20 protein-coding genes and 1 riboswitch are annotated in these 24,580 nt (G+C 71.6%); of the genes, 8 read left to right on the top strand and 12 right to left on the bottom strand.

Features of this window, described 5'->3' with window-relative positions:
• On the bottom strand, positions 1-1,128 hold the full coding sequence (locus MKW14_RS26830) for a ferrochelatase (protein ID WP_240866266.1): 1,128 nt from the start codon (positions 1,126-1,128) through the stop codon (positions 1-3).
• A gap of 172 nt (positions 1,129-1,300) precedes the next feature.
• Between MKW14_RS26830 and MKW14_RS26825 the strand changes: the two genes are divergently transcribed.
• The 3 genes from MKW14_RS26825 (at position 1,301) to sepH (ending at position 5,272) form a co-directional block, all read left to right on the top strand.
• Positions 1,301-2,539 carry an MFS transporter gene (locus tag MKW14_RS26825; protein WP_240866263.1) on the top strand — a complete coding sequence of 413 codons (1,239 nt, stop codon included), beginning with the start codon at positions 1,301-1,303 and terminating at the stop codon, positions 2,537-2,539.
• Positions 2,499-3,818 (top strand): D-arabinono-1,4-lactone oxidase, encoded by a 1,320-nt coding sequence (locus MKW14_RS26820; protein WP_240866260.1) that lies wholly within the window; start codon positions 2,499-2,501, stop codon positions 3,816-3,818. The genes MKW14_RS26825 and MKW14_RS26820 overlap by 41 nt, the downstream gene beginning before the upstream one ends.
• A gap of 413 nt (positions 3,819-4,231) precedes the next feature.
• Positions 4,232-5,272, top strand: coding sequence for a septation protein SepH (sepH, locus tag MKW14_RS26815; RefSeq protein WP_240866258.1), 1,041 nt, complete (start codon positions 4,232-4,234; stop codon positions 5,270-5,272).
• Between the two features lie 58 nt (positions 5,273-5,330).
• On the opposite strand, the gene MKW14_RS26810 is transcribed toward sepH, so the two are convergent.
• Positions 5,331-6,173, bottom strand: a complete 843-nt coding sequence (locus MKW14_RS26810) for a sulfurtransferase (protein WP_240866255.1) — start codon at positions 6,171-6,173, stop codon at positions 5,331-5,333.
• A gap of 299 nt (positions 6,174-6,472) precedes the next feature.
• Here MKW14_RS26810 and MKW14_RS26805 point away from each other — a divergent pair, with 299 nt between their 5' ends.
• Entirely contained in the window at positions 6,473-7,252 is a 780-nt protein-coding gene (locus MKW14_RS26805) for a VOC family protein (protein ID WP_240866252.1), read from the top strand.
• A 17-nt stretch (positions 7,253-7,269) separates the two neighbouring features.
• Here the strand turns inward: MKW14_RS26805 and MKW14_RS26800 are convergent, their stop codons facing one another.
• The 4 genes from MKW14_RS26800 to MKW14_RS26785 are packed head-to-tail and all read right to left on the bottom strand — an operon-like array spanning position 7,270 to position 12,621.
• Positions 7,270-7,917, bottom strand: coding sequence for a thymidine kinase (locus MKW14_RS26800; RefSeq protein WP_240866250.1), 648 nt, complete (start codon positions 7,915-7,917; stop codon positions 7,270-7,272).
• A gap of 43 nt (positions 7,918-7,960) precedes the next feature.
• Complete coding sequence (locus MKW14_RS26795) at positions 7,961-9,151, bottom strand: alkaline phosphatase family protein (protein WP_240866248.1); 1,191 nt, start codon at positions 9,149-9,151, stop codon at positions 7,961-7,963.
• A gap of 1 nt (position 9,152) precedes the next feature.
• A complete protein-coding gene (locus MKW14_RS26790; protein ID WP_208786082.1) occupies positions 9,153-9,749 on the bottom strand; it encodes a DUF5998 family protein in 597 nt (198 codons plus the stop codon).
• A gap of 43 nt (positions 9,750-9,792) precedes the next feature.
• Positions 9,793-12,621 (bottom strand): bifunctional acetate--CoA ligase family protein/GNAT family N-acetyltransferase, encoded by a 2,829-nt coding sequence (locus tag MKW14_RS26785; protein ID WP_240866245.1) that lies wholly within the window; start codon positions 12,619-12,621, stop codon positions 9,793-9,795.
• Between the two features lie 196 nt (positions 12,622-12,817).
• On the opposite strand from MKW14_RS26785, the gene MKW14_RS26780 reads away from it, so the two are divergent.
• Entirely contained in the window at positions 12,818-13,099 is a 282-nt protein-coding gene (locus MKW14_RS26780) for an HPr family phosphocarrier protein (protein WP_240866242.1), read from the top strand.
• A 140-nt stretch (positions 13,100-13,239) separates the two neighbouring features.
• Here MKW14_RS26780 and MKW14_RS26775 read toward each other — a convergent pair whose 3' ends face one another.
• The 4 genes from MKW14_RS26775 to MKW14_RS26760 form a co-directional block, all read right to left on the bottom strand.
• Positions 13,240-13,932, bottom strand: coding sequence for a GntR family transcriptional regulator (locus tag MKW14_RS26775; protein WP_240866240.1), 693 nt, complete (start codon positions 13,930-13,932; stop codon positions 13,240-13,242).
• 188 nt (positions 13,933-14,120) lie between these two features.
• Entirely contained in the window at positions 14,121-14,885 is a 765-nt protein-coding gene (locus MKW14_RS26770; protein ID WP_240866238.1) for a M23 family metallopeptidase, read from the bottom strand.
• Between the two features lie 12 nt (positions 14,886-14,897).
• Positions 14,898-15,062: riboswitch (cyclic di-AMP (ydaO/yuaA leader) on the bottom strand.
• Positions 15,063-15,265: 203 nt separating this feature from the next.
• Entirely contained in the window at positions 15,266-16,654 is a 1,389-nt protein-coding gene (locus MKW14_RS26765; RefSeq protein WP_240866236.1) for a M16 family metallopeptidase, read from the bottom strand.
• On the bottom strand, positions 16,651-18,045 hold the full coding sequence (locus MKW14_RS26760; RefSeq protein WP_240866234.1) for a M16 family metallopeptidase: 1,395 nt from the start codon (positions 18,043-18,045) through the stop codon (positions 16,651-16,653). Before MKW14_RS26760 ends, MKW14_RS26765 begins: the two co-directional genes overlap by 4 nt.
• A gap of 318 nt (positions 18,046-18,363) precedes the next feature.
• Here MKW14_RS26760 and MKW14_RS26755 point away from each other — a divergent pair, with 318 nt between their 5' ends.
• Positions 18,364-20,820 (top strand): DNA gyrase/topoisomerase IV subunit A, encoded by a 2,457-nt coding sequence (locus MKW14_RS26755; RefSeq protein WP_240866233.1) that lies wholly within the window; start codon positions 18,364-18,366, stop codon positions 20,818-20,820.
• On the opposite strand, the gene MKW14_RS26750 is transcribed toward MKW14_RS26755, so the two are convergent.
• Positions 20,817-21,893, bottom strand: a complete 1,077-nt coding sequence (locus MKW14_RS26750; protein WP_240866230.1) for a CobW family GTP-binding protein — start codon at positions 21,891-21,893, stop codon at positions 20,817-20,819. The genes MKW14_RS26755 and MKW14_RS26750 overlap by 4 nt on opposite strands.
• 322 nt (positions 21,894-22,215) lie before the next feature.
• Between MKW14_RS26750 and MKW14_RS26745 the strand changes: the two genes are divergently transcribed.
• Complete coding sequence (locus MKW14_RS26745) at positions 22,216-22,785, top strand: DUF6082 family protein (protein ID WP_240866227.1); 570 nt, start codon at positions 22,216-22,218, stop codon at positions 22,783-22,785.
• Positions 22,786-22,905: 120 nt separating this feature from the next.
• Positions 22,906-23,142 carry a hypothetical protein gene (locus tag MKW14_RS26740; RefSeq protein ID WP_240866224.1) on the top strand — a complete coding sequence of 79 codons (237 nt, stop codon included), beginning with the start codon at positions 22,906-22,908 and terminating at the stop codon, positions 23,140-23,142.
• Positions 23,143-23,308: 166 nt separating this feature from the next.
• Here MKW14_RS26740 and MKW14_RS26735 read toward each other — a convergent pair whose 3' ends face one another.
• Complete coding sequence (locus tag MKW14_RS26735; RefSeq protein ID WP_240866221.1) at positions 23,309-24,493, bottom strand: citrate synthase/methylcitrate synthase; 1,185 nt, start codon at positions 24,491-24,493, stop codon at positions 23,309-23,311.
• Positions 24,494-24,580 lie beyond the last annotated feature (87 nt).

Raw genomic sequence — 24,580 nt, 5'->3', positions numbered from 1 at the left:
TCACGCGTAGGGACTGTCGGCGCCCGCGGCGGCGGGGTGCGGGGCGCGGGCCGGGCAGCAGCCGACCGGGCAGAGATCGTGGCTCGCGCCGAGCGCGCCGAGGGCGCAGGGGGTGACCTCCTGGCCGCGCTCGAGGGCCGCACGCTCCAGGACGAGGTCGCGGATCGCGGCGGCGAAGCGCGGGTCGGCGCCCACGGTGGCCGAGCGGCGCATGGGCAGGCCCAGCTCCTCCGCCTTGGCCCTGGCCTCCGTGTCGAGGTCGTACAGGACCTCCATGTGGTCGGAGACGAAGCCGATGGGGGCGATCACCACCGCCGGTACGCCGGCCGCGTGCCGCTCCGCGAGGTGGTCGCAGATGTCCGGCTCCAGCCACGGGATGTGCGGGGCGCCGGAGCGGGACTGGTAGACGAGCTGCCAGGGGTGGTCGACGCCGGTGCGCTCGCGGACCGCCTCGGCGATCAGCTTCGCCACGTCCAGGTGCTGAGCGACGTACGCGCCGCCGTCGCCGTGGTCCTCGACCGGGCCGGAGGCGTCGGCGGAGGCGACCGGGATGGAGTGGGTCGAGAAGGCGATGTGGGCGCCGTCCCGGACGTCCTCGGGAAGGTCGGCGAGGGACTGCAGCACGCCCTCGACCATGGGCTCGACGAAGCCCTCGTGGTTGAAGTAGTGCCGGATCTTGTCGACCTTCGGCAGGTCGAGGCCCTCGGCCTGAAGGGTCGCGAGGGAGTCTGCGAGGTTCTCGCGGTACTGGCGGCAGCCGGAGTACGAGGCGTAGGCGCTGGTGGCCAGCACCAGGATCCGGCGGCGGCCGTCGGCGACCATCTCGCGCAGGGTGTCCGTCAGGTACGGGGCCCAGTTGCGGTTGCCCCAGTGGACGGGCAGGTTCAGGCCGTGGTCCGCGAAGTCCTTGCGCAGGGCGTCGAGCAGGGCGCGGTTCTGGTGGTTGATGGGGCTGACCCCGCCGAACAGGAAGTAGTGCTCGCCCACTTCCTTGAGGCGTTCCCTGGGGATCCCGCGCCCGCGCGTGACGTTCTCCAGGAAGGGGATCACGTCGTCGGGGCCCTCGGGTCCTCCGAAGGAGAGCAGGAGCAGGGCGTCGTAGGGGGTGGCGTCGAGCGCGTCTGGCATGGGTCGATCCTGTCATCCGGTACTGACAGCCGGGAAACGGCGGGGTGACCGGCCGGGTTCCCGCGCGGTCCGTCCAGGTGTCGCGGGCGTCGGGTTGACCTGACTCGTAAGCTGTATCAGCCGCATTCGCGCCTTACGGCGCCGCCGTCCCTCTGCCGATCCGGAGCCCGCCGTGCCCAGCCCCTACCGCGCTCTGTTCGCCGCCCCCGGCTCCAAGGGCTTCTCCGCCGCGGGGTTCGTCGGCCGGATGCCGCTGTCGATGATGGGCATCGGCGTGGTCACGATGATCTCCCAGATCAGCGGGCGGTACGGGCTCGCGGGCGCCCTGTCGGCCACCATCGCGCTGGCCGCCGCGGCGATCGGGCCGCAGATCTCCCGGCTGGTGGACCAGCACGGGCAGCGCCGGGTGCTGCGGCCCGCCACGCTCGTCGCGCTCGCCTCGGCGGCCGGGCTGCTGCTCGCCGCGCGCTTCGGCTGGCCGGACTGGGTGCTGTTCCTGTGCGCGGCCGGCATCGGGTCCGTACCGAGTCTCGGCGCGATGATCCGCGCGCGGTGGGCCGCCCTGTACCGGGGGACGCCGCAGCTGCACACCGCGTACTCGTTCGAGTCGGTCGTCGACGAGGTGTGCTTCATCTTCGGGCCGATCGTCTCCATCGGGCTGTCGACCGCCTGGTTCCCGGAGGCGGGACCGCTGCTCGCGGCCTGCTTCCTGGCGGTCGGCGTCTTCTGGCTGACCGCCCAGCGCGCCACCGAGCCCGCCCCGCACCCGCGTGGGCACCAGGGCGGCGGTTCGGCGCTGCGCGCGCGTGGGCTGCAGGTCCTGGTGGCGACCTTCGTGGCGACCGGGGCGATCTTCGGGGCGGTGGACGTGGTCACCGTGGCCTTCGCCGACGAGCGTGGCCACAAGGGGGCCGCGAGCGTGGTCCTGGCGCTGTACGCGGCCGGTTCCTGCGTGGCCGGAATCGTGTTCGGGCTGCTGCGCTTCACAGGGGCGCCACAGCGCCGCTGGCTGCTGGGCATATGCGCGATGGCCGTGAGTATGATCCCCCTCCTACTGGTCGGAAACTTGCCGTTTCTGGCCGTGGCGCTCTTCGTCGCGGGCCTGTCCATCGCACCCACGATGATCACGACGATGTCCCTCATCGAAGAGCACGTACCACGCGCGCAGTTGACCGAGGGCATGACCTGGATCAGTACCGGGCTCGCGGTCGGCGTCGCGCTCGGCTCCTCCGTGGCCGGCTGGGTCATCGACGCGGCCGGGGCGCGGGCCGGGTACGGGGTTCCGGCGGTGTCCGGGGCCGTCGCGGTCGCGGTCGGTTTCCTGGGGTACCGCCGGCTCAGCAGGCCGGCTCCGCGTCGGGGAGGCACCGTTGAGCAGCACAGCGAGCGGGAAGAACGGCACGTGGCGTAACTGGGGCGGCAACGTCTCCGCCCGTCCCGCGCGGGAGGTCACGCCGGCCTCCGTGGAGGAACTGGCCGCGGCCGTGCGCCGGGCTGCCGAGGACGGGCTGACCGTCAAGGCGGTCGGCACCGGGCACTCCTTCACCTCCATCGCGGCCACCGACGGTGTGTTGATCCGCCCTCAACTGTTGACCGGCATCCGCGGGATCGACCGTGATGCCATGACCGTCACGGTGGAGGCCGGCACCCCGCTCAAGAGGCTCAACGTGGCTCTCGCGCGTGAGGGCCTGTCGCTGACCAACATGGGCGACATCATGGAGCAGACGGTCTCCGGCGCCACCAGCACCGGCACCCACGGCACGGGCCGCGAGTCGGCCTCGATCGCCGCCCAGATCAAGGGACTCGAGCTGGTCACCGCGGACGGCACGGTCCTCACCTGTTCCGAGAAGGAGAACCCGGAGGTCTTCGCGGCGGCCCGGGTCGGCCTGGGCGCGCTCGGCATCGTCACCGCGATCACCTTCGCCGTGGAGCCGGTCTTCCTGCTCACGGCCCGCGAGGAGCCGATGCCCTTCGACCAGGTGCTCGCCGACTTCGACCAGCTGTGGGCCGAGAACGAGCACTTCGAGTTCTACTGGTTCCCGCACACCGGCAACACCAACACCAAGCGCAACAACCGCAGCGCGGGCCCGGAGAAGCCGGTGCCGCCGGTGTCCGGCTGGTTCGAGGACGAGTTCCTCTCCAACGGCGTGTTCCAGGTGGCCCAGTGGGTCGGCCGCGCGGCCCCGGCGTCCATCCCGGCGATCGCCCGGATCTCCAGCAAGGCCCTGTCCGCCCGCACCTACACGGACATCCCCTACAAGGTCTACACGTCGCCACGCCGCGTGCGCTTCGTGGAGATGGAGTACGCCGTCCCGCGCGCGGCCCTGGCCGAGACCCTGCGCGAACTGAAGGCGATGGTCGACCGCTCCGGCCTCCGGGTCAGCTTTCCGGTCGAGGTGCGCACGGCCCCCGCCGACGACATCACCCTGTCCACCGCGTCGGGCCGCGACAGCGCCTATGTCGCCGTCCACATGTTCAAGGGCACGCCGTACCACGCCTACTTCACCGCCGCGGAGCGCATCTTCACCGCCCACGAGGGCCGCCCGCACTGGGGCAAGGTGCACACCCGGGACGCCGAGTACTTCGCCGGCGTCTACCCGCGGTTCGGCGAGTTCACCGCTTTGAGGGACCGGCTCGACCCGGACCGCCGGTTCCAGAACGACTACCTGCGGCGGGTGTTGGGGGCGTAGACCGGCGCGTGGTCATTGGTTCCGTTTCTGACGGTTGCGTGAGGTACGCCACTTCCAAGATCCCCGAACCGCTCAACAGGCGGCCGGGGCACGCGCCTTGTCGGATATTGGGTGGCGTGCCAATCCACGCACGTGGTCCAAATGGAGTACTGTTGCGAGCCCTGGGTCCGGTCTCCCGCCAGGGCGTCCGGGGCCTTGCTGGACCGCCAGGAGGGGGCTCGTTGCACAGGGTGACGGAGTTGGTCACTTAGCGTTGCGAATAGGTAACCGTGCCATAACGGCGTTCCCGGGCCCGTGCCCGACACGCCGGGCAACTCGGCAAGGTTGTGGCAGGCTGCACCCGGGCAGGCCACACTCGACTAGCGGAAGCAGCGACGCACGTGACGTCGGCAGGCACCACCCGGGAGGTCCCCATGCCCGAACTGCGTGTCGTGGCCGTCTCCAATGACGGCACACGGCTGGTGCTGAAGGCTGCCGACTCTACGGAGTACACGCTTCCGATCGACGAACGGCTGCGTGCGGCAGTCCGCGGCGACCGCCCCCGCCTCGGTCAGATCGAGATCGAGGTCGAGAGCCATCTCCGTCCTCGCGACATCCAGGCGCGTATACGCGCAGGCGCCACCGCGGAGGAGGTCGCGCAGCTCGCGGGCATCCCCGTCGACCGGGTACGCCGCTTCGAGGGCCCCGTCCTCGCCGAGCGCGCGTTCATGGCCGAGCGGGCCCGCAAGACCCCGGTCCGCCGGCCCGGCGAGAACGCGGCGGGGCCCCAGCTCGGCGAGGCCGTCCAGGAGCGGCTGCTGCTGCGCGGCGCCGAGAAGGACACGGTGCAGTGGGACTCGTGGCGCCGCGACGACGGCACCTGGGAGGTCCTGCTGGTCTACCGGGTCGCGGGCGAACCGCACTCGGCGAGCTGGACGTACGACCCGCCCCGGCGGCTCGTCCAGGCCGTCGACGAGGAGGCGCGCTCGCTGATCGGCGAGTCCGAGGACCTCGCCGCGCCGGAGCCCAGTTTCCCCTTCGTCCCGCGTATCGCCCGGCTGCCGCGCGACCGCCCGCTGGACCGTGCCCTCGACCGGCCGAGCCTGCCCGCGCAGGCCTCGGAACCGGCGGAGGAGAGCACGGCCGGTGAACGGGACTCGCTGACCAGCCTGTTGGAGGCGGTACCGAGCTTCCGCGGCGACCTGGTGGTCCCGGAGCGCCCGTCCGAGACGCCCCCGCCGCCGGAGGAGCCCGTCGCCGAGCCCGAGACGGAGGAGCCACCGGCTCCCGCTGCCTCGGCCGGTTCGGCCTACGCGGACGTCCTGATGCCGCGCTCCGTGGGCGCCCACCGCGACCGTCTCATCGGCGCCACCGACCGCCAGGCGGAGGCCGACGGCGTCCGCCCGGGCCGCCGCGCGGCGGTCCCGAGCTGGGACGAGATCGTGTTCGGGACGCGGCGCAAGAAGCAGGAGTAGTCGGTCGTACGAGCATGAGGGCCGCGCCGTCCGGGCGCGGCCCTCTGTTTTCGTCGTCCTACTGCGGATCGGGTCCGACGGCGACCGGGCGCGAGGGGTCCGACGACCACTCCGACCAGGAACCGACGTACAGCGCCGCCGGGATCCCGGCGACCGCCAGGGCCAGCACCTCGTGCGCCCCCGAGACGCCCGAGCCGCAGTACACGCCGACGGCCGCACCGTCGACCGCCCCAAGTGCCTTGAAGCGTTCGGCCAGTTGCTCGGCCGGCAGGAACCGTCCGTCGGGGCCGACGTTCTCGTTCGTCGGGGCCGACACCGCGCCCGGGATGTGCCCGCCGACCCGGTCGATCGGCTCCACGTCACCCCGGTACCGCTCCCCCGCCCGCGCGTCGAACAGAACACCGGACCGTGCCAGCGCGGCCGCCCTCTCGGCGTCGAGGAACCCGAAGTCCCCCGGCAGCGGCACGAAGTCGCCCTCGGCCGGCGTCGGTGCGGACGTCTCCAGCGCCCCCTCCCAGGCCGGCAACCCGCCGTCGAGGACCCGCACGTCCGGGTGACCCGTCCAGCGCAGCAGCCACCACGCGCGTGCCGCCGCCCAGCCCTGCCCGCCGTCGTACACGACCACCGGCGTCCCGGCCGACACGCCCGCCCCGCGCATCGCGGCGCCGAAGACCTCGAGGTCGGGCAGTGGGTGCCGGCCGCGCTCGCCGGGCGCGGAGGCGAGTTCCGTGTCCAGGTCGACGTAGACCGCACCGGGGATGTGCCCGGCCGCGTACGCGGCACGCCCGTCGAAGGAAGCCCCGTTGGGGACGGTGAGCTGCCAGCGGACGTCGAGCACGACCGGCGGGTTCGCACCGGTCAGGTCGCTCGCGAGTTCGGAAGCGGAGATGATGGCGTTCATGGCCACCATCCTCGCGCACGGGGTGGCCGCGTCGTCCATGTCCGGCTACTCTGCTCCGCCGGACAGGCCCGATCACGAGGCGTACGGACTCGGGCACTTGCCGTACAACCGATCGACACCCGTCGGCCATCGCCCGGGAACGGACGGGACACCGCACACCGTGCATTCTGCGGTCACGTGGCCGTGCGCGTCGCGGCGCGCCCGGAGCCCGCGGCGGCACGGCTGGTGCGAGCATCGGCACGGGGATCCGGACAGCGGAAGCGACACGGCCACCGCGAGGAGTCGAGGAGAGAGTGACGATGACCGAGACGCACGCTCGGCACAGACCCGGTACGCCCTGCTGGGTGAGCCTGATGGTGCACGGTTTGACGGCCACCCAGGACTTCTACGGTTCCTTGTTCGGCTGGGAGTTCGAGCCCGGCCCCCGGCAACTGGGCCCGTACGCGCGTGCCCTGCTCGACGGCCACGAGGTGGCGGGCATCGGCCAGCTGCCGCCGGACCGCCATCTGCCCATCGCGTGGACGCCGTATTTCGCCTCGCACGACGTGGACCTGACCGCCGAGACCGTACGGCTGTGCGGCGGCACGATCGGGGTCGGGCCGCTGGACGCCGACGAGGCCGGACGGCTCGCGATCGGCTCCGACCCCTCGGGCGCCGTCTTCGGCGTCTGGCAGGCCGCCCGGCACCTCGGCACGGCCCTCACGGGCGTCCCCGGCACCCCCGCCTGGAACGAACTGCTCACCTTCGAGTCGGCGAGCGTCGCCAAGTTCTACGAGACGGTCTTCGCCTTCGAGGAGGAGCCGGTCGTCGACGCCGACTCCGACTCCGACTACGTCACCCTGCGCGTCGACGGCCGCCCGGTGGCCGGCATCCAGGGCGTCGGCCACGCCCTTCCCCGCGACCGGGGCCCGCACTGGCTGACGTACTTCGAGGTGGCCGACACCGACGAGGCGGCCGACCGCTTGACCGACCTCGGCGGCCATGTCCTGAAGGGCCCGCACGACACGCCCCACGGGCGCGTGGCCACGGTGTCGGACCCGGAGGGCGCCCGCTTCTGCCTGGTCCAGAGCCCGCGCTGAGCCCGGTCGGCGGCGACTCAGGCCGAGGACACCGGCAGCACGTCGGGAGAGAGGGCCGCCGCGCGGGCCGTGGCCGCGGTCATCCGGCGGCGGTGGTGCCGGCGGCACAGGACCTCGTAGCCGACGGTGTCGGACTGGTCGACGTCCCCGACGACGACCTGGGCACCCTCGACGACCATCTCCCCGCCTATCGTGCGGGCGTTGTGCGTGGCGCGGGCCCCGCACCAGCACAGGGCCTCGACCTGCAGGACCTCGACGCGGTCGGCGAGTTCGACCAGGCGCTGGGAGCCCGGGAAGAGTTTCGAGCGGAAGTCCGTCGTGATGCCGAAGGCGTAGACGTCGAGGCCCAGGTCGTCGACCACGCGCGCGAGTTGGTCGATCTGCTCCGGCGCCAGGAACTGCGCCTCGTCCGCGATGACGTAGTCCGCGCGGCCGCCCTGGGAGAGGTGGTCGACCAGGTAGGCGTAGAGGTCCTGTCCGTTCTCGACCTCCACCGCGTCCGTCACCAGGCCCAGCCGTGAGGAGAGTTTGCCCTCGCCGGCGCGGTCGTCCCGAGTGAAGATCATCCCGGCCAGACCGCGCGCCGAGCGGTTGTGCTCGATCTGGAGAGCCAGGGTCGACTTCCCGCAGTCCATCGTTCCGGAGAAGAACACCAGCTCGGGCATGGGTGGTTGAGCACCTTTCGGCGAACGGGACGGCGTACGGGCTTCAGGAGCGTACTTCGAGCAGGGGGACGAGCTGTTCGGCAGGGGTCATCGAACCGTGGTTGCCGACCATCGCCGACTCCTTCGGCTCCCGCTCGGACGCGATGATCAGGACGTCGTCCCGCGCGGCCGCGACGACGTCACCGAGGCGGGCGTACACCCGTTCGTCGATCCGTGGTCCGAACCAGCCCGCCGCGATGGCCTCGTCGCGCGAGGCCACCCAGAACTGCTCGCCGAGCACCTCGCGCCAGCAGGTCAGGACGTCGTTCTGGGCGCCGGGGACGGCGTAGACGTGCCGGGCGCGGCCCTCGCCGCCCAGCAGGGCCACTCCGGCGCGCAGCTCCCAGTCCTCGTCGAAGTCGATGCGGTGCTGCTCGTCGAAGGGCACGTCGACCATGCCGTGGTCGGCGGTGACGTACAGGGCGCTGCGTGGCGGGAGTTGCTCGGCGAGGCGCTGGACGAGCCGGTCGACGTGCATGAGCTGGCCGCGCCAGGTGTCGGAGTCGACGCCGTAGCGGTGGCCCGCGCCGTCCAGCTCGGCGTAGTAGGTGTAGACCAAGGAGCGGTCGCCGGCGGCCAGTTGCTCAGCCGCGACGTCCATGCGGTCCTCTCCGGACAGCCTGCCGAGGAACGTTCCACCGCTGAGCGCGACCTTGGTCAGCGGGGTGTGCTCGAAGGTCGGCGAGGACACCTGGGCCGCGTGCACGCCCGCCTGGTGGGCCAGCTGGAAGACGGTCGGGTACGGCTGCCATGCCTGCGGTGCGGTCCAGGGCTGCCAGCGCAGCTGGTTCATCAGCTCGCCGGTGGCCGGATCGCGCACGGTGTAGCCGGGCAGGCCGTGCGCGCCGGGCGGCAGGCCGGTGCCGACGGAGGCGAGGGAGGTGGCGGTGGTCGCCGGGTAGCCGGTGGTCAGGGGGCGTCCGGTGCCGCCGCGCGAACTGCCGAGCAGGGAGGTCAGGAAGGGCGCCTCGTCCGGGTGCGCCTTCAGCTGCTCCCAGCCGAGACCGTCGATCAGGAACACGCAGTTCCGGTCGGCGGGCGTCAGCTCGGCGATCGCGGCCGTCGTGTCCGGTACGCCCATGCCGGCGGCCAGGGTCGGCAGGAGGTCGGCGAGGGAGCCGCTGCCGTACTCGGGCAGGGGCGCGGAGTCGACGGAGAGGGGCTCGGGGTGGGCGTCCCAGGGGGCGTGGACCATCTCAGCGGGTGGTGTCCGCGGTCGCCTCGGAGAGCGACTGGGCGAAGGCGAGGGCCTGGCGCACGGTCTCCGGGCCGTCCCCGGCCTCGCTGACCCGCAGGCTGAGGTCGTCGGCGGTGGAGTTGCCGGTGTAGCCGTGGTCGGCCTCGCAGTTGGGGTCTCCGCAGGCGGCGGGTTCGAGGTCGATGCGGGAGACGGCGCCCCAGCCGATGGTCAGCACGACCTCGCGGGGCAGGGTGCCCGGCGCGTACTGCTCGGGGTTGGCCACCACCCGGCTGACCACGACCGACGAGATCCGGCCGAGCTTCACGGACTCCGTCGAGGTCGTGGCGTACGGCGTCGGGGAGGTGCTGTCGGCGGCCTGCTCGTCGGTGTGGCTGACGATGAAGCGGTTGCCGGTGAGGACGAGCACGGTCACGTGCCGCCGCACCTCGTTCTGGTCGAACGTCGTCTCCTGGTGGACCAGGTACGACCGGATGGGCTCGCCGCCCACGGCGGCCTCCACCGCCTCGGCCACGAGGGCCGGGTAGTAGCCGCTGCGCTCGATCGCCGCACGCAGCCCCTGGGTCGTCGTACTGGTCTTGGCCATGGCGTCCATCCTACGGGGGCGCACTGACTGCGAGGGACCGCTCAGGGGTGGTTCAGTATGCCGGAAGCGTGCGCGGGCCGAGGTCGTCGCGGGCGGGCGGGGGCGCGAGGCGCACGGAGGCGCCGAGAACGCTCAGTCCACGCGGGGCGACGACGACCGGCTCCAGGGTGACCGCGACGACCTCGGGGTGGTCGTCGACGAGCCGGGACACGCGCAGCAGCAGTTCCTCCAGCGCAGGCGTGTCGACGGGGGTCGAGCCGCGCCAGCCGAACAGCAGCGGGGCCGTCCGGATCGACCGGACCAGGGAGGTCGCGTCGCGGTCGGTGACCGGGACCAGCCGGTGCGCCATGTCGCCGAGCAGCTGGGAGGCCGCTCCGGCCAGCCCGAAGGACAGCACGGCGCCGGCGGCCGGGTCGATGACGGCCCGTACGACCGTGTCGACGCCCCGGGGCGCCATCGGCTGCACGACCGGCCGCAGCTCCTCCGGCTTGCCGAACAGGCCGGTCAACTCGGCGTACGCCCGGCGCAGTTGCTCTTCGTCGGCGAGGTCCAGCCGGACGCCGCCCAGGTCGGCGCGGTGGCGCAGGTGCGGGGCGGTGGCCTTGAGGGCGACGGGGTAGCCGAGCTCGCCGGCGGCACGGACGGCGTCGTCCGGGGTGAACGCGGGGGTCGCCCGGCGGACGGCGATGCCGTAGCGCCCGAGCAGCTCGCAGGTCTCCTCGGTGCCGAGGGTGAGGCCCTGCCCGCGCGTGAGCATCCCGGCGATGAGGCGGGCGGCGCCCTTCTCGTCGATGTCGTCGTACTCGGGCACCCTGCCGGGCTCGGCGGCCTCGCGCCGCCACTGCGCGTACTTCACGGCCTCGGCGAGGGCCCGCACCGCGCGTTCGGCGGCGGGGTAGGCCGGGATGAGCCGGGGGGCGGTGTCGGTGGCGGCGGGCTGCCGGGCGGGGGCCGGGGCGGGCAGTTGCTGGGAGGGGCGCAGCCTGCGGGTGCCGGTGGCCGCGGCGTCCGGTTCGGGCGCGGTGCCCGCGGCCGCCGACAGTGCCTCCGCGAGCCCGCCGAGTTCCACGTGCACGACGAGGACCGGCTTGCCGGGGACCTGGTCGGCGGCCGACTGCAGCGCCCGGGCCAGTTCCGCGTCGGCGACGGAGGCCTCGCCGATGGCCGGGATGGCGGTCACGACCACCGCGTCGCAGGAGTCGTCCCCGAGGGCCCGCAGCAGCGCCGCGTGGAAGTCGCCGGCCGTGGCGCCGGTGGTCAGGTCGAACGGGCGGTGCGGCCGGAGCCCCTCGGAGAGACAGGCGTCGTACGTCAGCAGGCCCAGGGACTCGGAGTTGCCCAGGATCGCCACCCGGGGTCCGCTCGGCAGGGGCTGGCGGGCGAGCAGCAGACCCGCGTCGACCAGTTCGGTGATGGTGTCGACCCGGATCACCCCGGCCTGCCTCAGCAGCACGGACACCGTCGCGTGCGGCAGCCGCGTCGCCCGTACGGCGTGTCCCTGCGGTGCGGAACCGGCGCCCTGGACGACGACCAGCGGCTTGGCGGCGGCCGTGCGGCGGGCGAGGCGGGTGAACTTGCGGGGGTTGCCGATGGACTCCAGGTACATCAGGACGACGTCGGTGTCCGGGTCGTCGTACCAGTACTGGATGACGTCGTTGCCGGAGACGTCCGCGCGGTTGCCGGAGGAGACGAAGGTGGAGACGCCGGTGACGCCCGTGACGCCGCCACCGCGCCGGTGCAGCCGGGACAGCAGGGCGATGCCGATGGCGCCGGACTGGGCGAACAGGCCGATGCGGCCGGCGCGGGGCATCTCGGGGGCGAGGGAGGCGTTGAGCCGCACCCGCGGGGAGGTGTTGATGACGCCGAAGGCGTTCGGGCCGATGATCCGCATGCCGTACGTGCGCGCGTGGCGGACGAGTTCGCGCTGGCGTTCGCGTCCGTCGGGCCCGCTCTCGGCGTAGCCGGCGGAGACGACGACCAGTCCCTGCACGCCGTGCTCGCCGCACTCGGTGACGACCTCGGGGACGTGCTCGGCCGGCACGGCGACGACGGCGAGGTCGACGGGCCCGTCGATGTCCCGCACCGAGCGGTGGGCGGGGACGCCGTCGAGTTCCTTCAGGTCCTCGGGGAACGCCTTGTTCACGGCGTACAGCTGTCCGGCGTAGCCCGCGTCCCGGATGTTGTCGAGGATGCCGCGGCCCACACCGCCGGGGGCGCGGCCGGTGCCGACGACGGCGACCGAGCCGGGCGCGAGCAGCCGCCGTACGGACCGCGCCTCGGCGCGCTGCTCCCGCGCGCGCTGGACGGCCAGGGAGCGGTCGGTGGGTTCGAGGTCGAACTCGAGGCGGACGACGCCGTCCTCGAAGCTGCGTTTCTGGGTGTAGCCGGCGTCCGTGAACACCTTGATCATCTTGGTGTTGGCGGGCAGTACCTCGGCGGCGAAGCGGCGGATGCCGCGCTCGCGGGCGACGGCGGCGATGTGCTCCAGGAGGGCGGAGGCGACGCCACGGCCCTGGTGGGCGTCCTGGACGAGGAAGGCGACCTCGGCCTCGTCGGCCGGCGCCGACGCGGGCGTTCCGTCGGCGCCGATGCGGTCGTAGCGTACGGTGGCGATGAACTCGCCGCCGACCGTGGCCGCGAGTCCCACCCGGTCCACAAAGTCGTGGTGCGTGAAGCGGTGGACGTCCTTCGCGGACAGTCGCGGGTAGGGCGCGAAGAAGCGGTAGTACTTCGACTCGTCCGACACCTGCTCGTAGAAGCTGACCAGGCGCTCCGCGTCATCGACGGTGATGGGGCGGACGCGCGCGGTGCCGCCGTCGCGCAGCACCACGTCGGCTTCCCAGTGGGCGGGGTACTCGTGCCGGTCCGACGAGGTCTGCATGGGCCCCAGCGTACGGCTCGCGTCCGACAACGGCGCGAGGCAGTCTGTGGACGACAACCGAGCAGCGCGAAGGACGGACGTCGGGCCGAGGCCGCGGCCCGACGACTCACCCCGGAGGGGCACGCGCTTCTCCGGAGCAGCCTCACGTTGTGGGAAACTGGTCTAGACAACCCTGAACACCGAAGGGCAGCATCACATGGCTGAGCGCCGCGTCAACGTCGGCTGGGCCGAGGGCCTCCACGCCCGCCCCGCTTCCATCTTCGTCCGGGCCGCCACGGCCGCAGGCATCCCGGTCACGATCGCCAAGGCCGACGGCAACCCCGTCAACGCGGCCTCGATGCTGGCGGTTCTGGGCCTGGGCGCCCAGGGCGGCGAGGAGATCGTCCTCGCCGCCGACGCCGAGGGCGCGGACGCGGCCCTCGACCGCCTGGCCAAGCTGGTCTCCGAGGGGCTCGAGGAGCTTCCCGAGACCGTCTGACCACGGCACCACGGAAGGGCTCGTCCGAATTTCCGGGCGAGCCCTTCGCATTTTCCGCGCAGGGAGGTACGGAATTCCCGGCGGCGGGCAGCGTGAAATAGCCCCCGCGAATTCTTTCCTCTTTGTATACGGCGTCCGTGTTAATGCCGCAGGCTCGGCATGTTTACGGCGTGTTGCGAGTTCCTCACACCCGTCGCCCGGTCCTGGCTCCCGAATCGCAGCCGGTGCGCGGCGGTCGAGCGTTCGGTGTGCAGCGCCGTGACCGCCCGCGCGCGTTCGCCGTCGCCGCGCGCCACGGCGTCGACGATCGCCCCGTGCTCGGCCCAGGACTCCACCGGGTCGGCGGGCGCCTCCACGGCGTACATCCAGGCGATCTTGTGGCGCAGCCGGGTCAGCGTCGAGGTCATGGCCGGGCTGCCGGAGGCCTGGGCGAGCGTCTCGTGGAACCAGGCGCCCAGGGAGCGCAGATCCTCGCTGTTGCCCCTTCTGGCCCGCTCCTGGCCCAGTCTGACCAGGCCGCGCAGCACCTTCAGATGGGCCTCGGTGCGGCGCTGGGCGGCCCGGGAGGCGCCGAGCGGCTCCAGCAGCAGGCGCATCTCCAGCAGGTCGGAGGCCTCCTGCTCGGTCGGTTCCGCGACGCACGCGCCCGCGTGCCGCCGGGTCACCACGAAGCCCTCGGCCTCCAGCGTGCGCAGGGCCTCGCGGACGGGGACGCGCGAGACGCCGTAGCGGCGGGCGAGGAGTTCCTCGGTGAGGCGGCTGCCGCGCTCGTAGACACCCGCGACGATGTCGTCCCGGATGGCCGTGCACACCGAGTGCGCCGGAATACGCATGTCCGACCTCCGCCTTAATCCCCGTGAAACGTCGACCATGGACGTGTGTCCAGTGACTCTATTGCAAAGGGCGGGAATTTCCGACGGCGGGCCGGAATCCATGGATATTTTTTGGACAGCGGCGCGGCGGAAACACGGAAAACCCCGGCTCGGGGAGCCGGGGCTTCACGGGATCTCGCGATCCTTCGTCAGACGTTCACGCCGTGCGAGCGAAGGTAGGCGACGGGGTCCATGTCGGAGCCGTACTCCGGCGTCGTACGGGCCTCGAAGTGCAGGTGCGGACCGGTGGTGTTGCCGGTCGAGCCGGAGAGGCCGATCTGCTGGCCGGTGACGACCTTCTGGCCGACGGAGACACCGATGGACGACAGGTGGCCGTACTGGGTGTACGTGCCGTCGTTCATCCTGATCACGATCTGGTTGCCGTAGGCACCGCCCCAGCCGGTCTGCACGACCGTGCCGTAGCCGACGGCGTGCACGGTGGTGCCGGTCGCGGCGTGGAAGTCGATGCCGGTGTGGCTGCCCGAGGACCACAGGGAACTGCTGGCCTTGTACCCCGTGGAGACGTACGAGTTCGAGATCGGGGCGACGAAGGTGTTGAGGCGCTTGCGCTCGGCCTCGCGGGCGGCGCGCTCCTTGGCCTCGCGGGCCTTCTTGGCCTCCGCCTCGGCCTTCTTGCGCGCGGCCTCCTCGGCCGCCTTCTTGCGGGCGGCCTCCTCGGCGGCCTGCTTCTGCGCGTCGGCCTGGGCGTCGATCTTGGCGGCGATCGAGTCGCCGATGGTGATGACAGGGGTGAGACCGGTCTGCTCGACCGAGTTGTCGGCGGCGAGCGCGGGAGCCGCGAGGGAGCCGACGACGCCGGTGGCGGCGAGGGCCGCGACGCCGGCGGCCTGGGCGGTGGAGCGCTTGATCCGGCTGGGACGACGGTGCTTCCCGGTGGCGCACATGAACGCCATGTACAGGCTGGTCCTTTCCTTCCCTCTCGCCTACCGGGTTAGCTGACGGGTTCGGAGCAGGAAGGTCTCCTACGGACCCCCTCGCGGCACGCGCGGGCGTCCGATTCACCCCAGGGACTGCGGTGGGTCCCCGGCTCCCCTGGCTCGCGCCGTACGGGGACTCGGCGATGACTGTCCGGTGCCGCGGGTGCGGCGCACTGCCTGACGGACAGCCCGGACGACGCTAAACAGGGCCACTTTCAATTCCCAAACGGATCAGGGTGTTTGTAGCGCATCCCACAGGGCAAACAGCCCACTCTCCTTCAATGTTCCTTCAATTCGGACATAAGAGGGCCCTGGTGACGCTTCCGTCACCAGGGCCCCGCCACGCACGCGTGCCGCTACTCGGCGGACACCACGGTCACTTCACCGATGTTCAGTGCCTCCACGGGCTCCTTGATCTGCGCCGCGTCCCCGACCAGGACGGTCACCAACCGGTCGACGGGGAAGGCGTTCACGACCGCCGCGGTGGCCTCCACCGTGCCGGTCGCGGCGAGCTGCTGGTACAGCGTCGCCTGGTAGTCGTCCGGCAGATGCTGCTCGACCTGGTCGGCCAGCGTGCTCGCGACGGCCGCCGCCGTCTCGTACTTCAGCGGCGCCACCCCGACGAGGTTCTGCACGGCGACGTCGCGCTCGGCGTCCGTGAGGCCGCCCTCGGCGAGGGTGCGCAGCACCTTCCAGAGGTCGTCGAGCGCCGGTCCGGTGTTCGGGGTGTCGACGGAGCCGCTGATGGCGAGCATCGACGCGCCCGTGCCGTCCGGGGCGGAGCGCAGGACCTGGCCGAAGGCCCGCACGCCGTAGGTGTAGCCCTTCTCCTCGCGCAGGACGCGGTCCAGCCGGGAGGTGAGGGTGCCGCCCAGGCAGTACGTGCCGAGCACCTGCGCGGGCCACACGCGGTCGTGCCGGTCGGGGCCGACGCGGCCGATGAGCAGCTGCGTCTGGACGGCGCCGGGGCGGTCCACGATGACCACGCGCCCGGTGTCGTCGGCCGTCACCGGGGGCGCCGGGCGGGGCTCGGCGCTGGAGCCCGTCCACGCCCCGAGGGTCTCGCCGAGCAGGGCGTCGAGGTCGATCCCGGTGAGGTCGCCGACGACCACCGCGGTGGCCGTGGCGGGCCGGACGTGACGGTCGTAGAAGGCGCGCACGGCCGCCGCGTCGATCTTCTCGACGGTCTCCTCGGTGCCCTGGCGTGGGCGGGACATGCGCGAGCCGGCCGGGAACAGCTCCTTGGAGAGCTCCTTGGCGGCGCGCCGGGAGGGGTTGGCCAGCTCGTGCGGGATCTCGTCGAGGCGGTTGCGGACCAGCCGCTCGACCTCGCTGTCGGCGAACGCGGGCGCCCGGAGGGCGTCGGCGAGGAGACCGAGCGCCTTGGCCAGGCGGGAGGCCGGGACCTCCAGGCTGAGCCGGACGCCGGGGTGGTCGGCGTGCGCGTCGAGGGTGGCGCCGCAGCGCTCCAGTTCGGCGGCGAACTCCTCGGCGGAGTGCTTGTCGGTGCCCTCGGAGAAGGCGCGCGCCATGATCGTGGCGACGCCGTCGAAGCCGGCCGGCTCGGCCTCCAGGGGCGCGTCCAGCAGGACCTCCACGGCGACGACCTGCTGGCCGGGGCGGTGGCAGCGCAGCACGGTCAGGCCGTTGTCGAGCGCCCCGCGCGTGGGCGCCGGGAACGCCCAGGGCCTGGCCTCGCCCGCCTGGGGCTGCGGGTGGAACTCCATCGCGGCGAGCTCGGTCACTTGGCCGCCTCCTCGTTCTTGTCGCCGGCCTCGACGGTGGCCTCGGCCTCGGGGTCTTCGGGGGGATCGGCGTCCTCGGCGAGCTCCTGGGAGACGGGTTCGTAGACGAGCACCGCGCGGTTGTCGGGGCGCAGACGGGCCGCGGCGACCTCGCGGACCTCCTCCGGGGTCACCTCCAGGACGCGCTTGACGGCGGTCAGGGCGAGCTGCGGGTCGCCGAACAGGACCGCGTAGCGGCACAGTTCGTCGGCGCGGCCCGCGACCGTGCCGAGCCGGTCCAGCCACTCGCGCTCCAACTGGGCCTGGGCGCGCTCCATTTCCTCGGCCGTCGGGCCCTCCTCGGCGAACCGGGCGAGCTCCTCGTCGATGGCGGTCTCGATGACCGGGACCTCGACGTCCCCGGAGGTCTTCACGTCGAGCCAGCCCAGGGAGGGCGCCCCGGCCAGGCGCAGCAGGCCGAAGCCGGCCGCGACGGCCGTACGGTCGCGCCGTACCAGCCGGTTGTAGAGGCGGGAGGACTCACCGCTGCCGAGGACGGTCAGCGCCACGTCGGCCGCGTCGCACGCGCGCGTGCCGTCGTGCGGCAGCCGGTAGGCGGCCATCAAGGCGCGCGCGGGCACCTCCTCCTCGACGACCTCGCGCAGCTGCTCGCCGATCACCTCCGGCAGGGTGCCGTCCCGGGGGGCGGGCTTGCCGTAGTGGGAGGGGATGGAGCCGAAGTACTTCTCGACCCAGGCGAGCGTCTGCTCGGGGTCGATGTCGCCGACGACCGACAGCACGGCGTTGCCCGGCGCGTAGTACGTGCGGAAGAACGCGCGCGCGTCCTCCAGGGTCGCCGCGTCCAGGTCGGCCATCGAGCCGATCGGGGTGTGGTGGTAGGGGTGGCCCTCCGGGTAGGCGAGGGCGGTCAGCTTCTCGAAGGCGGTGCCGTACGGGACGTTGTCGTAGCGCTGGCGGCGCTCGTTCTTCACCACGTCGCGCTGGTTCTCCATGGACTCGTCGTCCAGGGCGGCCAGCAGGGAGCCCATGCGGTCGGCCTCCAGCCAGAGGGCGAGCTCCAGCTGGTGGGCGGGCATGGTCTCGAAGTAGTTGGTCCGCTCGAAGCTCGTGGTGCCGTTGAGCGAGCCGCCGGCGCCCTGCACCAGCTCGAAGTGGCCGTTGCCCTTCACCTGGCCCGACCCCTGGAACATCAGGTGCTCGAAAAGGTGAGCAAGGCCGGTACGGCCCTTGACTTCGTGGCGCGAGCCGACGTCGTACCAGAGGCACACCGCCGCGACCGGGGTCAGGTGGTCCTCGGAGAGCACCACGCGCAGGCCGTTGGCCAGGCGGTGCTCGGTCGCTGTCAGGCCCCCGGTGCCTGCCTGGTCTGTGGCCGTGTGACCCATGGGCATGTACGTCCCTTCGATCGCCGATGCGGTGGCTGACACCGCGGTTCTGCTGCCGGTCCTGCCACTGTATGCAAGCGTGTGGAGCCGCGGCGAAGTTCCCGGGCGACGTACGCCCACAGCGGATCGCGTAGCCTGCGGGCAGTCGCGCCCGAGGGTGCCCGCACGGGCGGACCGGACCGCCCGCACCGGGTCCTGGCCCGCGTTGTCAGTGCGGCGGTCCACAATGGTGGCGTCAGATCCCGTTCATGCTTCAGCAAGCGTGAGCCGAAGGGGCCGTGAGCGACCCGTAGGCGAGCGACCAGAAAAGAGGAGCCGGCAGCGATGGCCCGCCGCAGCACGAAGACCCCGCCGCCCGACGACTCGTTCGAGGAGCGGATCCTCGACATCGACGTCGTCGACGAGATGCAGGGCTCCTTCCTCGAGTACGCGTACTCGGTCATCTACTCCCGCGCCCTGCCCGACGCCCGCGACGGTCTCAAGCCGGTGCACCGGCGCATCGTCTACCAGATGAACGAGATGGGCCTGCGTCCCGACCGCGGCTATGTGAAGTGCGCGCGCGTGGTCGGCGAGGTCATGGGCAAGCTGCACCCGCACGGCGACGCGTCGATCTACGACGCCCTGGTGCGCATGGCACAGCCGTTCTCCATGCGCGTGCCGCTCGTCGACGGACACGGCAACTTCGGCTCGCTGGGCAACGACGACCCGCCCGCCGCCATGCGGTACACCGAGTGCCGCCAGGCGCAGGCGACGAGCCTGATGACGGAGTCGATCGACGAGGACACCGTCGACTTCGCCCCCAACTACGACGGCCAGGAACAGGAGCCGGTCGCCCTGCCCGCCGCCTTTCCGAACCTGCTGGTCAACGGCTCCTCGGGCATCGCGGTCGGTATGGCGACGAACATGCCGCCGCACAACCTCGGCGAGGTGATCGCGGCCGCCCGCCACCTGATCCGCTACCCCAACGCGGACCTGGACACCCTGATGAAGTACGTCCCGGGCCCCGACCTGCCCACCGGCGGCCGGGTCGTGGGGCTCGCCGGCATCCGGGACGCCTACGAGACGGGCCGCGGCACCTTCAAGATGCGCGCCACCGTCGAGGTCGAGACCGTCACCGCCCGCCGCAAGGGCCTGGTCGTCACGGAACTGCCCTTCACGGTCGGCCCGGAGAAGGTGATCGCCAAGATCAAGGACCTGGTCGGTTCGAAGAAGATCCAGGGCATCGCCGACGTCAAGGACCTCACCGACCGCGAGCACGGCCTGCGTCTGGTCATCGAGATCAAGAACGGCTTCGTGCCGGAGGCCGTCCTGGAACAGCTGTACAAGCTGACGCCGATGGAGGAGTCCTTCGGCATCAACAACGTCGCCCTCGTGGACGGCCAGCCGCTCACCCTCGGCCTCAAGGAGCTCCTGGAGGTCTACCTCGACCACCGCTTCGACGTCGTACGGCGCCGCAGCGAGTTCCGCCGCACCAAGCGCCGCGACCGGCTCCACCTGGTGGAGGGCCTGCTGACGGCCCTGGTCGACATCGACGAGGTCATCCGCCTGATCCGCTCCAGCGAGAACAGCGCGCAGGCCAAGGAACTCCTGATGGAGCGCTTCTCGCTCTCGGAGATCCAGACCCAGTACATCCTCGACACGCCGCTGCGCCGTCTCACCAAGTACGACCGCATCGAGCTGGAGTCGGAGAAGGAGAGGCTCAACGCGGAGATCGCGGAGCTGACCCGGATCCTGGACTCGGACGCGGAGCTGCGCAAGCTGGTCTCCGGCGAACTGGCGCAGGTGGCCAAACAGTTCGGCACCGAGCGCCGTACGGTCCTCCTGGAGTCCTCCGGCGCCCCGGCCGCCGCCGTTCCGCTGCAGGTCGCGGACGACCCGTGCCGGGTGCTGCTCTCCTCGACGGGCCTGCTGGCCCGCACGGCGAACGGCGAGCCCTACCCGGAGGACGCCGACGGCAGGCGCGTGAAGCACGACGTGATCGTCTCCGCGGTCCCGGCCACGGCCCGCGGTGAGATCGGCGCCGTGACGTCCAGCGGCCGTCTGCTGCGGATCAGCGTCGTCGACCTTCCGCAGCTGCCGGAGACGGCGTCGGCCCCGAACCTCGCGGGCGGAGCCCCCATCTCGGAGTTCCTCTCCCTGGAGGACGGCGAGACGGTGGTCTGCCTGACCACCCTCGACGAGTCCTCCCCCGGTCTGGCCCTCGGCACCGAGCAGGGCGTCGTCAAGCGCGTGGTCCCCGACTACCCCTCCAACAAGGAGGAGCTGGAGGTCATCACGCTCAAGGAGGGCGACCGGATCGTCGGCGCGGTGGAGCTGCGCACCGGCGAGGAGGACCTCGTCTTCATCGCGGACGACGCCCAGCTGCTGCGCTACCAGGCCGCCCAGGTGCGTCCCCAGGGCCGCCCGGCGGGCGGCATGGCGGGCATCAAGCTCGCCGACGGCGCGAAGGTCATCTGCTTCACGGCGGTCGACCCGGCGGCGGACGCGGTGGTCTTCACGGTCGCGGGCTCCCGCGGCACGCTCGACGACTCGGTCCAGACGACGGCCAAGCTGACCCCCTTCGACCAGTACCCGCGCAAGGGCCGCGCCACCGGCGGTGTCCGCTGCCAGCGGTTCCTCAAGGGCGAGGACTGCCTGTCACTGGCGTGGGCGGGCGCGACGCCGGCCAAGGCGGCCCAGAAGAACGGCACCCCCGCCGACCTGCCGGAGATCGACCCGCGCCGCGACGGCTCGGGCGTGTCCCTGCCGAAGACGGTGGCCGTGGTGGCGGGCCCGGTCTAGACCGCGGGGTCCTGATCGCCGGGATCCTGGACGTACCGCAGGACGCCCCACATGCCGTGCTCGTCGGCGGTGTGCGGGGCGTCGCTCGCAGAGGCCTCCAGTTCCTTGCGGAGGGCGGGCGCGTCGATGCCGGAGCCGATGAGGACGAGCTGGGTGAGCCGTGGGGCGCCGGCCGCCCACGGCTCCGGGTAGAACCGCAGGAAACGCCCCACGGCATGCACGGCGTAACGGTTGCGGACGTCGTACGCGCCGAAGTCGACGTACCCCTTGATCCGGTACAGCCCCGCGGGCCGGCTGTCGAGGAACGCCATCAACCGGCGCGGGTCCATGGGTGTTTCGGCGACGAAGGACAGGCTGTCGTATCCGGCGTGCAGATGCGCGGCGTGTCCGCCCTGACCTTTTACGTGCTCGTCGTGTTCATGCAGATCGTCGAAGGAGAGCTGCCCGACGCGCTCCACGCTCGGCCGGCAGTCGAAGAGGAACTCCGGGTCGACACGGCCGTAGCTCGCCGCCACGACGGCGGCACGGTCGACAAGCGACCGAACGAGCCGCAGAACCCGCTGCCCCTCTTCCTCCGCCCGGTCGACCTTGTTGAGGACGACGAGGTCGGCGAGGGCGAGATGCCGGTCGATCGCGGGGTGCCTTGCGCGGGTGTCGTCGAACTCGGCGGCGTCCACGACCTCGACGAGCCCGCCGTACACGATCCCCGGATGCTCGGAGGCCAGCACCATTCGCACCAGTTCCTGGGGCTCGGCGAGCCCGCTGGCCTCGATGACGATGACGTCGATGCCGGCGGAGGGCGCGGCCAGCCGGTCGAGATAGCCGTCGAGTTCGCTCACGTCGACGGCGCAGCACAGGCAGCCGTTGCCGAGTGAGACGGTCGAGTCGCCGAGGGCGCCGGCCACGGCCATCGCGTCGATCTCGATGGCGCCGAAGTCGTTGACGATCGCCCCGATGCGACTGCCTCCGCTGCGGTGCAGGAGGTGGTTGAGGAGCGTGGTCTTCCCGGAGCCGAGGAATCCGGCGAGAACGACGACCGGGATCTGCCGATGTCCAGGGCTCGGCTGACGCAACGTACGACCTCTTTCACACTGGCGTGTGCGCCGGATCGCGCTGGCGGCGCACGTACGAGGTTTGAATGCCGGACCAGGATACGAGCCGGAAGAATCACTGCGAAGTGAACGATTGTTAGCAGCACTTGCGGGGCAGACGTTGGGCAAGGCGCCGGAGTGTGCGACCCTCGCTTCCCTCCGTGCGCCTCCTCTCCGCCTCCCCCGCCGATCAGAGCCGCTCGGCACTCTGGGAGACGGCAAGCGCCGCCCACCGCTCGCCGGTCCCCTCCAGTCGACCCGCACCCCGACGACCGGCGGACGGCCGCCTGATTCGGGGGTTGACATGGCCACACAGAACACTGCCGCGAGGAGGCTGAGTTTCGCCGCGGCCAGCCTCATGCTCGCCACCGCCGGGCTGACCCTGGCCGCCGGCCGACGGCGGCTGGAAGCGGAGCAATTGCAGGTGAAGCGGCTTGAGCTCGAGGAACTGGCCGCTCGCAGAAGGGCCCTGGCCCACCAGCAGCGCATGCACTGGGAGTTGCTGTCCAGGGCGATCGATGATCCGTCCCTTGCCGCCGTGATCGACACCTACGATGCGAACATTCCGGAAGCGAAGCGACGTCAGTACTTCTACGCCAATGCGTGGTACACCAACCTGTACCACCTGTACCGGGCGGGGATCGTGGACCAGAAGGAGTTCTACGGTCACGCGCGCGAGCTCTTCCAGAACCCATTGATGCGCGAGTACTGGGACGCTTCCCAGGGGCAGCGAGCGACCTTGAAGTCGTCCTCGGACGAGGCGAGGCTCGGGCGGATCGTCGACGATCTCGTCAGGGAGATCGAAGACTCCGACACCGACGAATGGTGGGTGGTCGGCGACCCCCCGGCCGACGGGTCTCCGGAGGACCGGTAAACACACGAATCACCAGCGCTCTTCGAGTGACTTTCCTCGATGCGGACGCACGTGCATCGACAGTCCCAGTAACGTGCTCCACACCACTCTGCCCACATCTTGTGTAAGGACCGGTACCCCTTGAAGATCGTGCGCCGCATCGGTGTGCCTCCGAGTGTTCGTGGCAGTGCCTCAGGAGCGAACTGCCCGGACATCTTCGAACTGAGCGACGGCAACTTCGCCGTCATCGGCACCGAGGCCACCGAGGCTCTGGAGCGGGAATTGCCCGCAGACGCCTCCCGCGCCGACTACGAGCACATCGTCATCGTGAGTCGGGAGACTCTCATCCGCGCCAAGGCGGACATCCCCGACGCCTGATTCCGTCGCGGGCGCCTGTACCCAGCTCCGCCCCGTTCTCCAGACCCCGGCCGCTCGCAACCGCGGTCAGAGCCGGGAACCATCCTGCGAGTAGTCCGGCACCCCGCTCCTGCTCGATCGACACCGATGAGGCCTGGCGCCGGAACGGCACCAGGCCGCAGTGTTTTCAGACCGACTCCGGCACCCGCACCGGCGCCCCCGGCCCCACATACCGTGCCGCCGGCCTGATGATCTTTCGGTCCTGGGCCTGTTCGAGGATGTTCGCGCTCCAGCCCACCACCCGCGCCGCCGCGAAGGTCGGTGTGAACATCTCGCGGGGCAGGCCGCACAGTTCCATGACCACACCCGCGTAGAACTCGACGTTGGTGTGGAGTTCGCGACCTGGCTTCAGCTCGGCGAGTATCGCTTCCACCCGGCGTTCGACCTCCATCGCGAACTCCACGCGAGGACCGCCGAAGCTCCGGGCCACTTCGCGGAGCATCCGGGAACGCGGGTCCTCCGTGCGGTACACGGCGTGCCCGAAACCCATGATGCGGTCGCCGGCGAGGACCCGTTCCCTGATCCAGGGATCGATACGGTCGGGCGTGCCGATCGCGTCCAGTGTGTCCAGCGCCCGGCTGGGAGCACCGCCATGGAGCGGCCCCGACAGCGCCCCCACCGCTCCGACCAGGCAAGCCGCCACGTCCGCTCCCGTCGACGCGATGACACGCGCGGTGAATGTTGACGCGTTGAAACCGTGGTCAATGGTTGAGATCAGGTATTGCTCGACCGCCCGGACCCGCCTCGCGTCCGGTTCCGAACCTGACAGCATGTACAGGTAGTTGGCCGCGAACGACAGGTCGTCCCGCGGCTCCACCGGTTCCAGCCCGCGGCCCAGCCGGTCGAGCGCCGTCAGCAGGGTGGGTACGGCGGCGGCCGCGGCCAGCGTGTCGCGTCGCCGCTCCTCCGCGTCGATGTCGTACACCGGCCGGAACCCCTTCGCCGCCCCGAGCAGCGACAGAGCCGTACGCATGCCGGGCAGCGGACCGGACCGTCCGCTCGCGGCCGCGATCGCGGGCAGCACCTCCCGCACCTCGTCGGGCAGCCGGCGCAGCGCCGCCGTCTCGGCCGCGAAGGCCGTGCGCCGCGCCGCGTCCGGCAGTTCGCCGTCGACCAGAAGGTGCCAGACGTCCTCGAAGGCGCGGGTCTGCGCGAGTTCGACGGCCGAGTACTGGCGGTAGTGGTAGAAGCCCTCCAGCCCCCGGACATCCCCGATCTCGGTGTCGGTGACGACGACGCCGGCGAGGCCGCGGGGTACGTCGACGGTGGCCGCTGACGACCTGTTGCCGGACTTGACGGACTTGACGGACATGATTTCCTCCCTGGACTTGATTTGACTGTCCATGCTTGACTTAACCCCTGTCAATATTGATTGAATCAATCTTCTGTCCATCACAGA

It is taken from the genome of Streptomyces gilvus (genome assembly GCF_022513565.1).
In the GTDB taxonomy this organism is placed as follows: domain Bacteria; phylum Actinomycetota; class Actinomycetes; order Streptomycetales; family Streptomycetaceae; genus Streptomyces; species Streptomyces gilvus.
The sequence above is the reverse complement of the archived record's forward strand: the minus strand, read 5'-3'. Positions and strand labels throughout refer to the sequence as shown.

Coding starts and splice junctions, on each gene's coding strand:
- MKW14_RS26755 (WP_240866233.1), top strand. CDS start 18,364: ATGGCCCGCCGCAGCACGAAGACCCCGCCGCCCGACGACTCGTTCGAG.
- MKW14_RS26775 (WP_240866240.1), bottom strand. CDS start 13,932: ATGCGTATTCCGGCGCACTCGGTGTGCACGGCCATCCGGGACGACATC.
- MKW14_RS26735 (WP_240866221.1), bottom strand. CDS start 24,493: ATGTCCGTCAAGTCCGTCAAGTCCGGCAACAGGTCGTCAGCGGCCACC.
- MKW14_RS26785 (WP_240866245.1), bottom strand. CDS start 12,621: ATGCAGACCTCGTCGGACCGGCACGAGTACCCCGCCCACTGGGAAGCC.
- sepH (WP_240866258.1), top strand. CDS start 4,232: ATGCCCGAACTGCGTGTCGTGGCCGTCTCCAATGACGGCACACGGCTG.
- MKW14_RS26830 (WP_240866266.1), bottom strand. CDS start 1,128: ATGCCAGACGCGCTCGACGCCACCCCCTACGACGCCCTGCTCCTGCTC.
- MKW14_RS26810 (WP_240866255.1), bottom strand. CDS start 6,173: ATGAACGCCATCATCTCCGCTTCCGAACTCGCGAGCGACCTGACCGGT.
- MKW14_RS26780 (WP_240866242.1), top strand. CDS start 12,818: ATGGCTGAGCGCCGCGTCAACGTCGGCTGGGCCGAGGGCCTCCACGCC.
- MKW14_RS26805 (WP_240866252.1), top strand. CDS start 6,473: ATGACCGAGACGCACGCTCGGCACAGACCCGGTACGCCCTGCTGGGTG.
- MKW14_RS26770 (WP_240866238.1), bottom strand. CDS start 14,885: ATGGCGTTCATGTGCGCCACCGGGAAGCACCGTCGTCCCAGCCGGATC.
- MKW14_RS26795 (WP_240866248.1), bottom strand. CDS start 9,151: ATGGTCCACGCCCCCTGGGACGCCCACCCCGAGCCCCTCTCCGTCGAC.
- MKW14_RS26760 (WP_240866234.1), bottom strand. CDS start 18,045: ATGCCCATGGGTCACACGGCCACAGACCAGGCAGGCACCGGGGGCCTG.
- MKW14_RS26790 (WP_208786082.1), bottom strand. CDS start 9,749: ATGGACGCCATGGCCAAGACCAGTACGACGACCCAGGGGCTGCGTGCG.
- MKW14_RS26745 (WP_240866227.1), top strand. CDS start 22,216: ATGGCCACACAGAACACTGCCGCGAGGAGGCTGAGTTTCGCCGCGGCC.
- MKW14_RS26800 (WP_240866250.1), bottom strand. CDS start 7,917: ATGCCCGAGCTGGTGTTCTTCTCCGGAACGATGGACTGCGGGAAGTCG.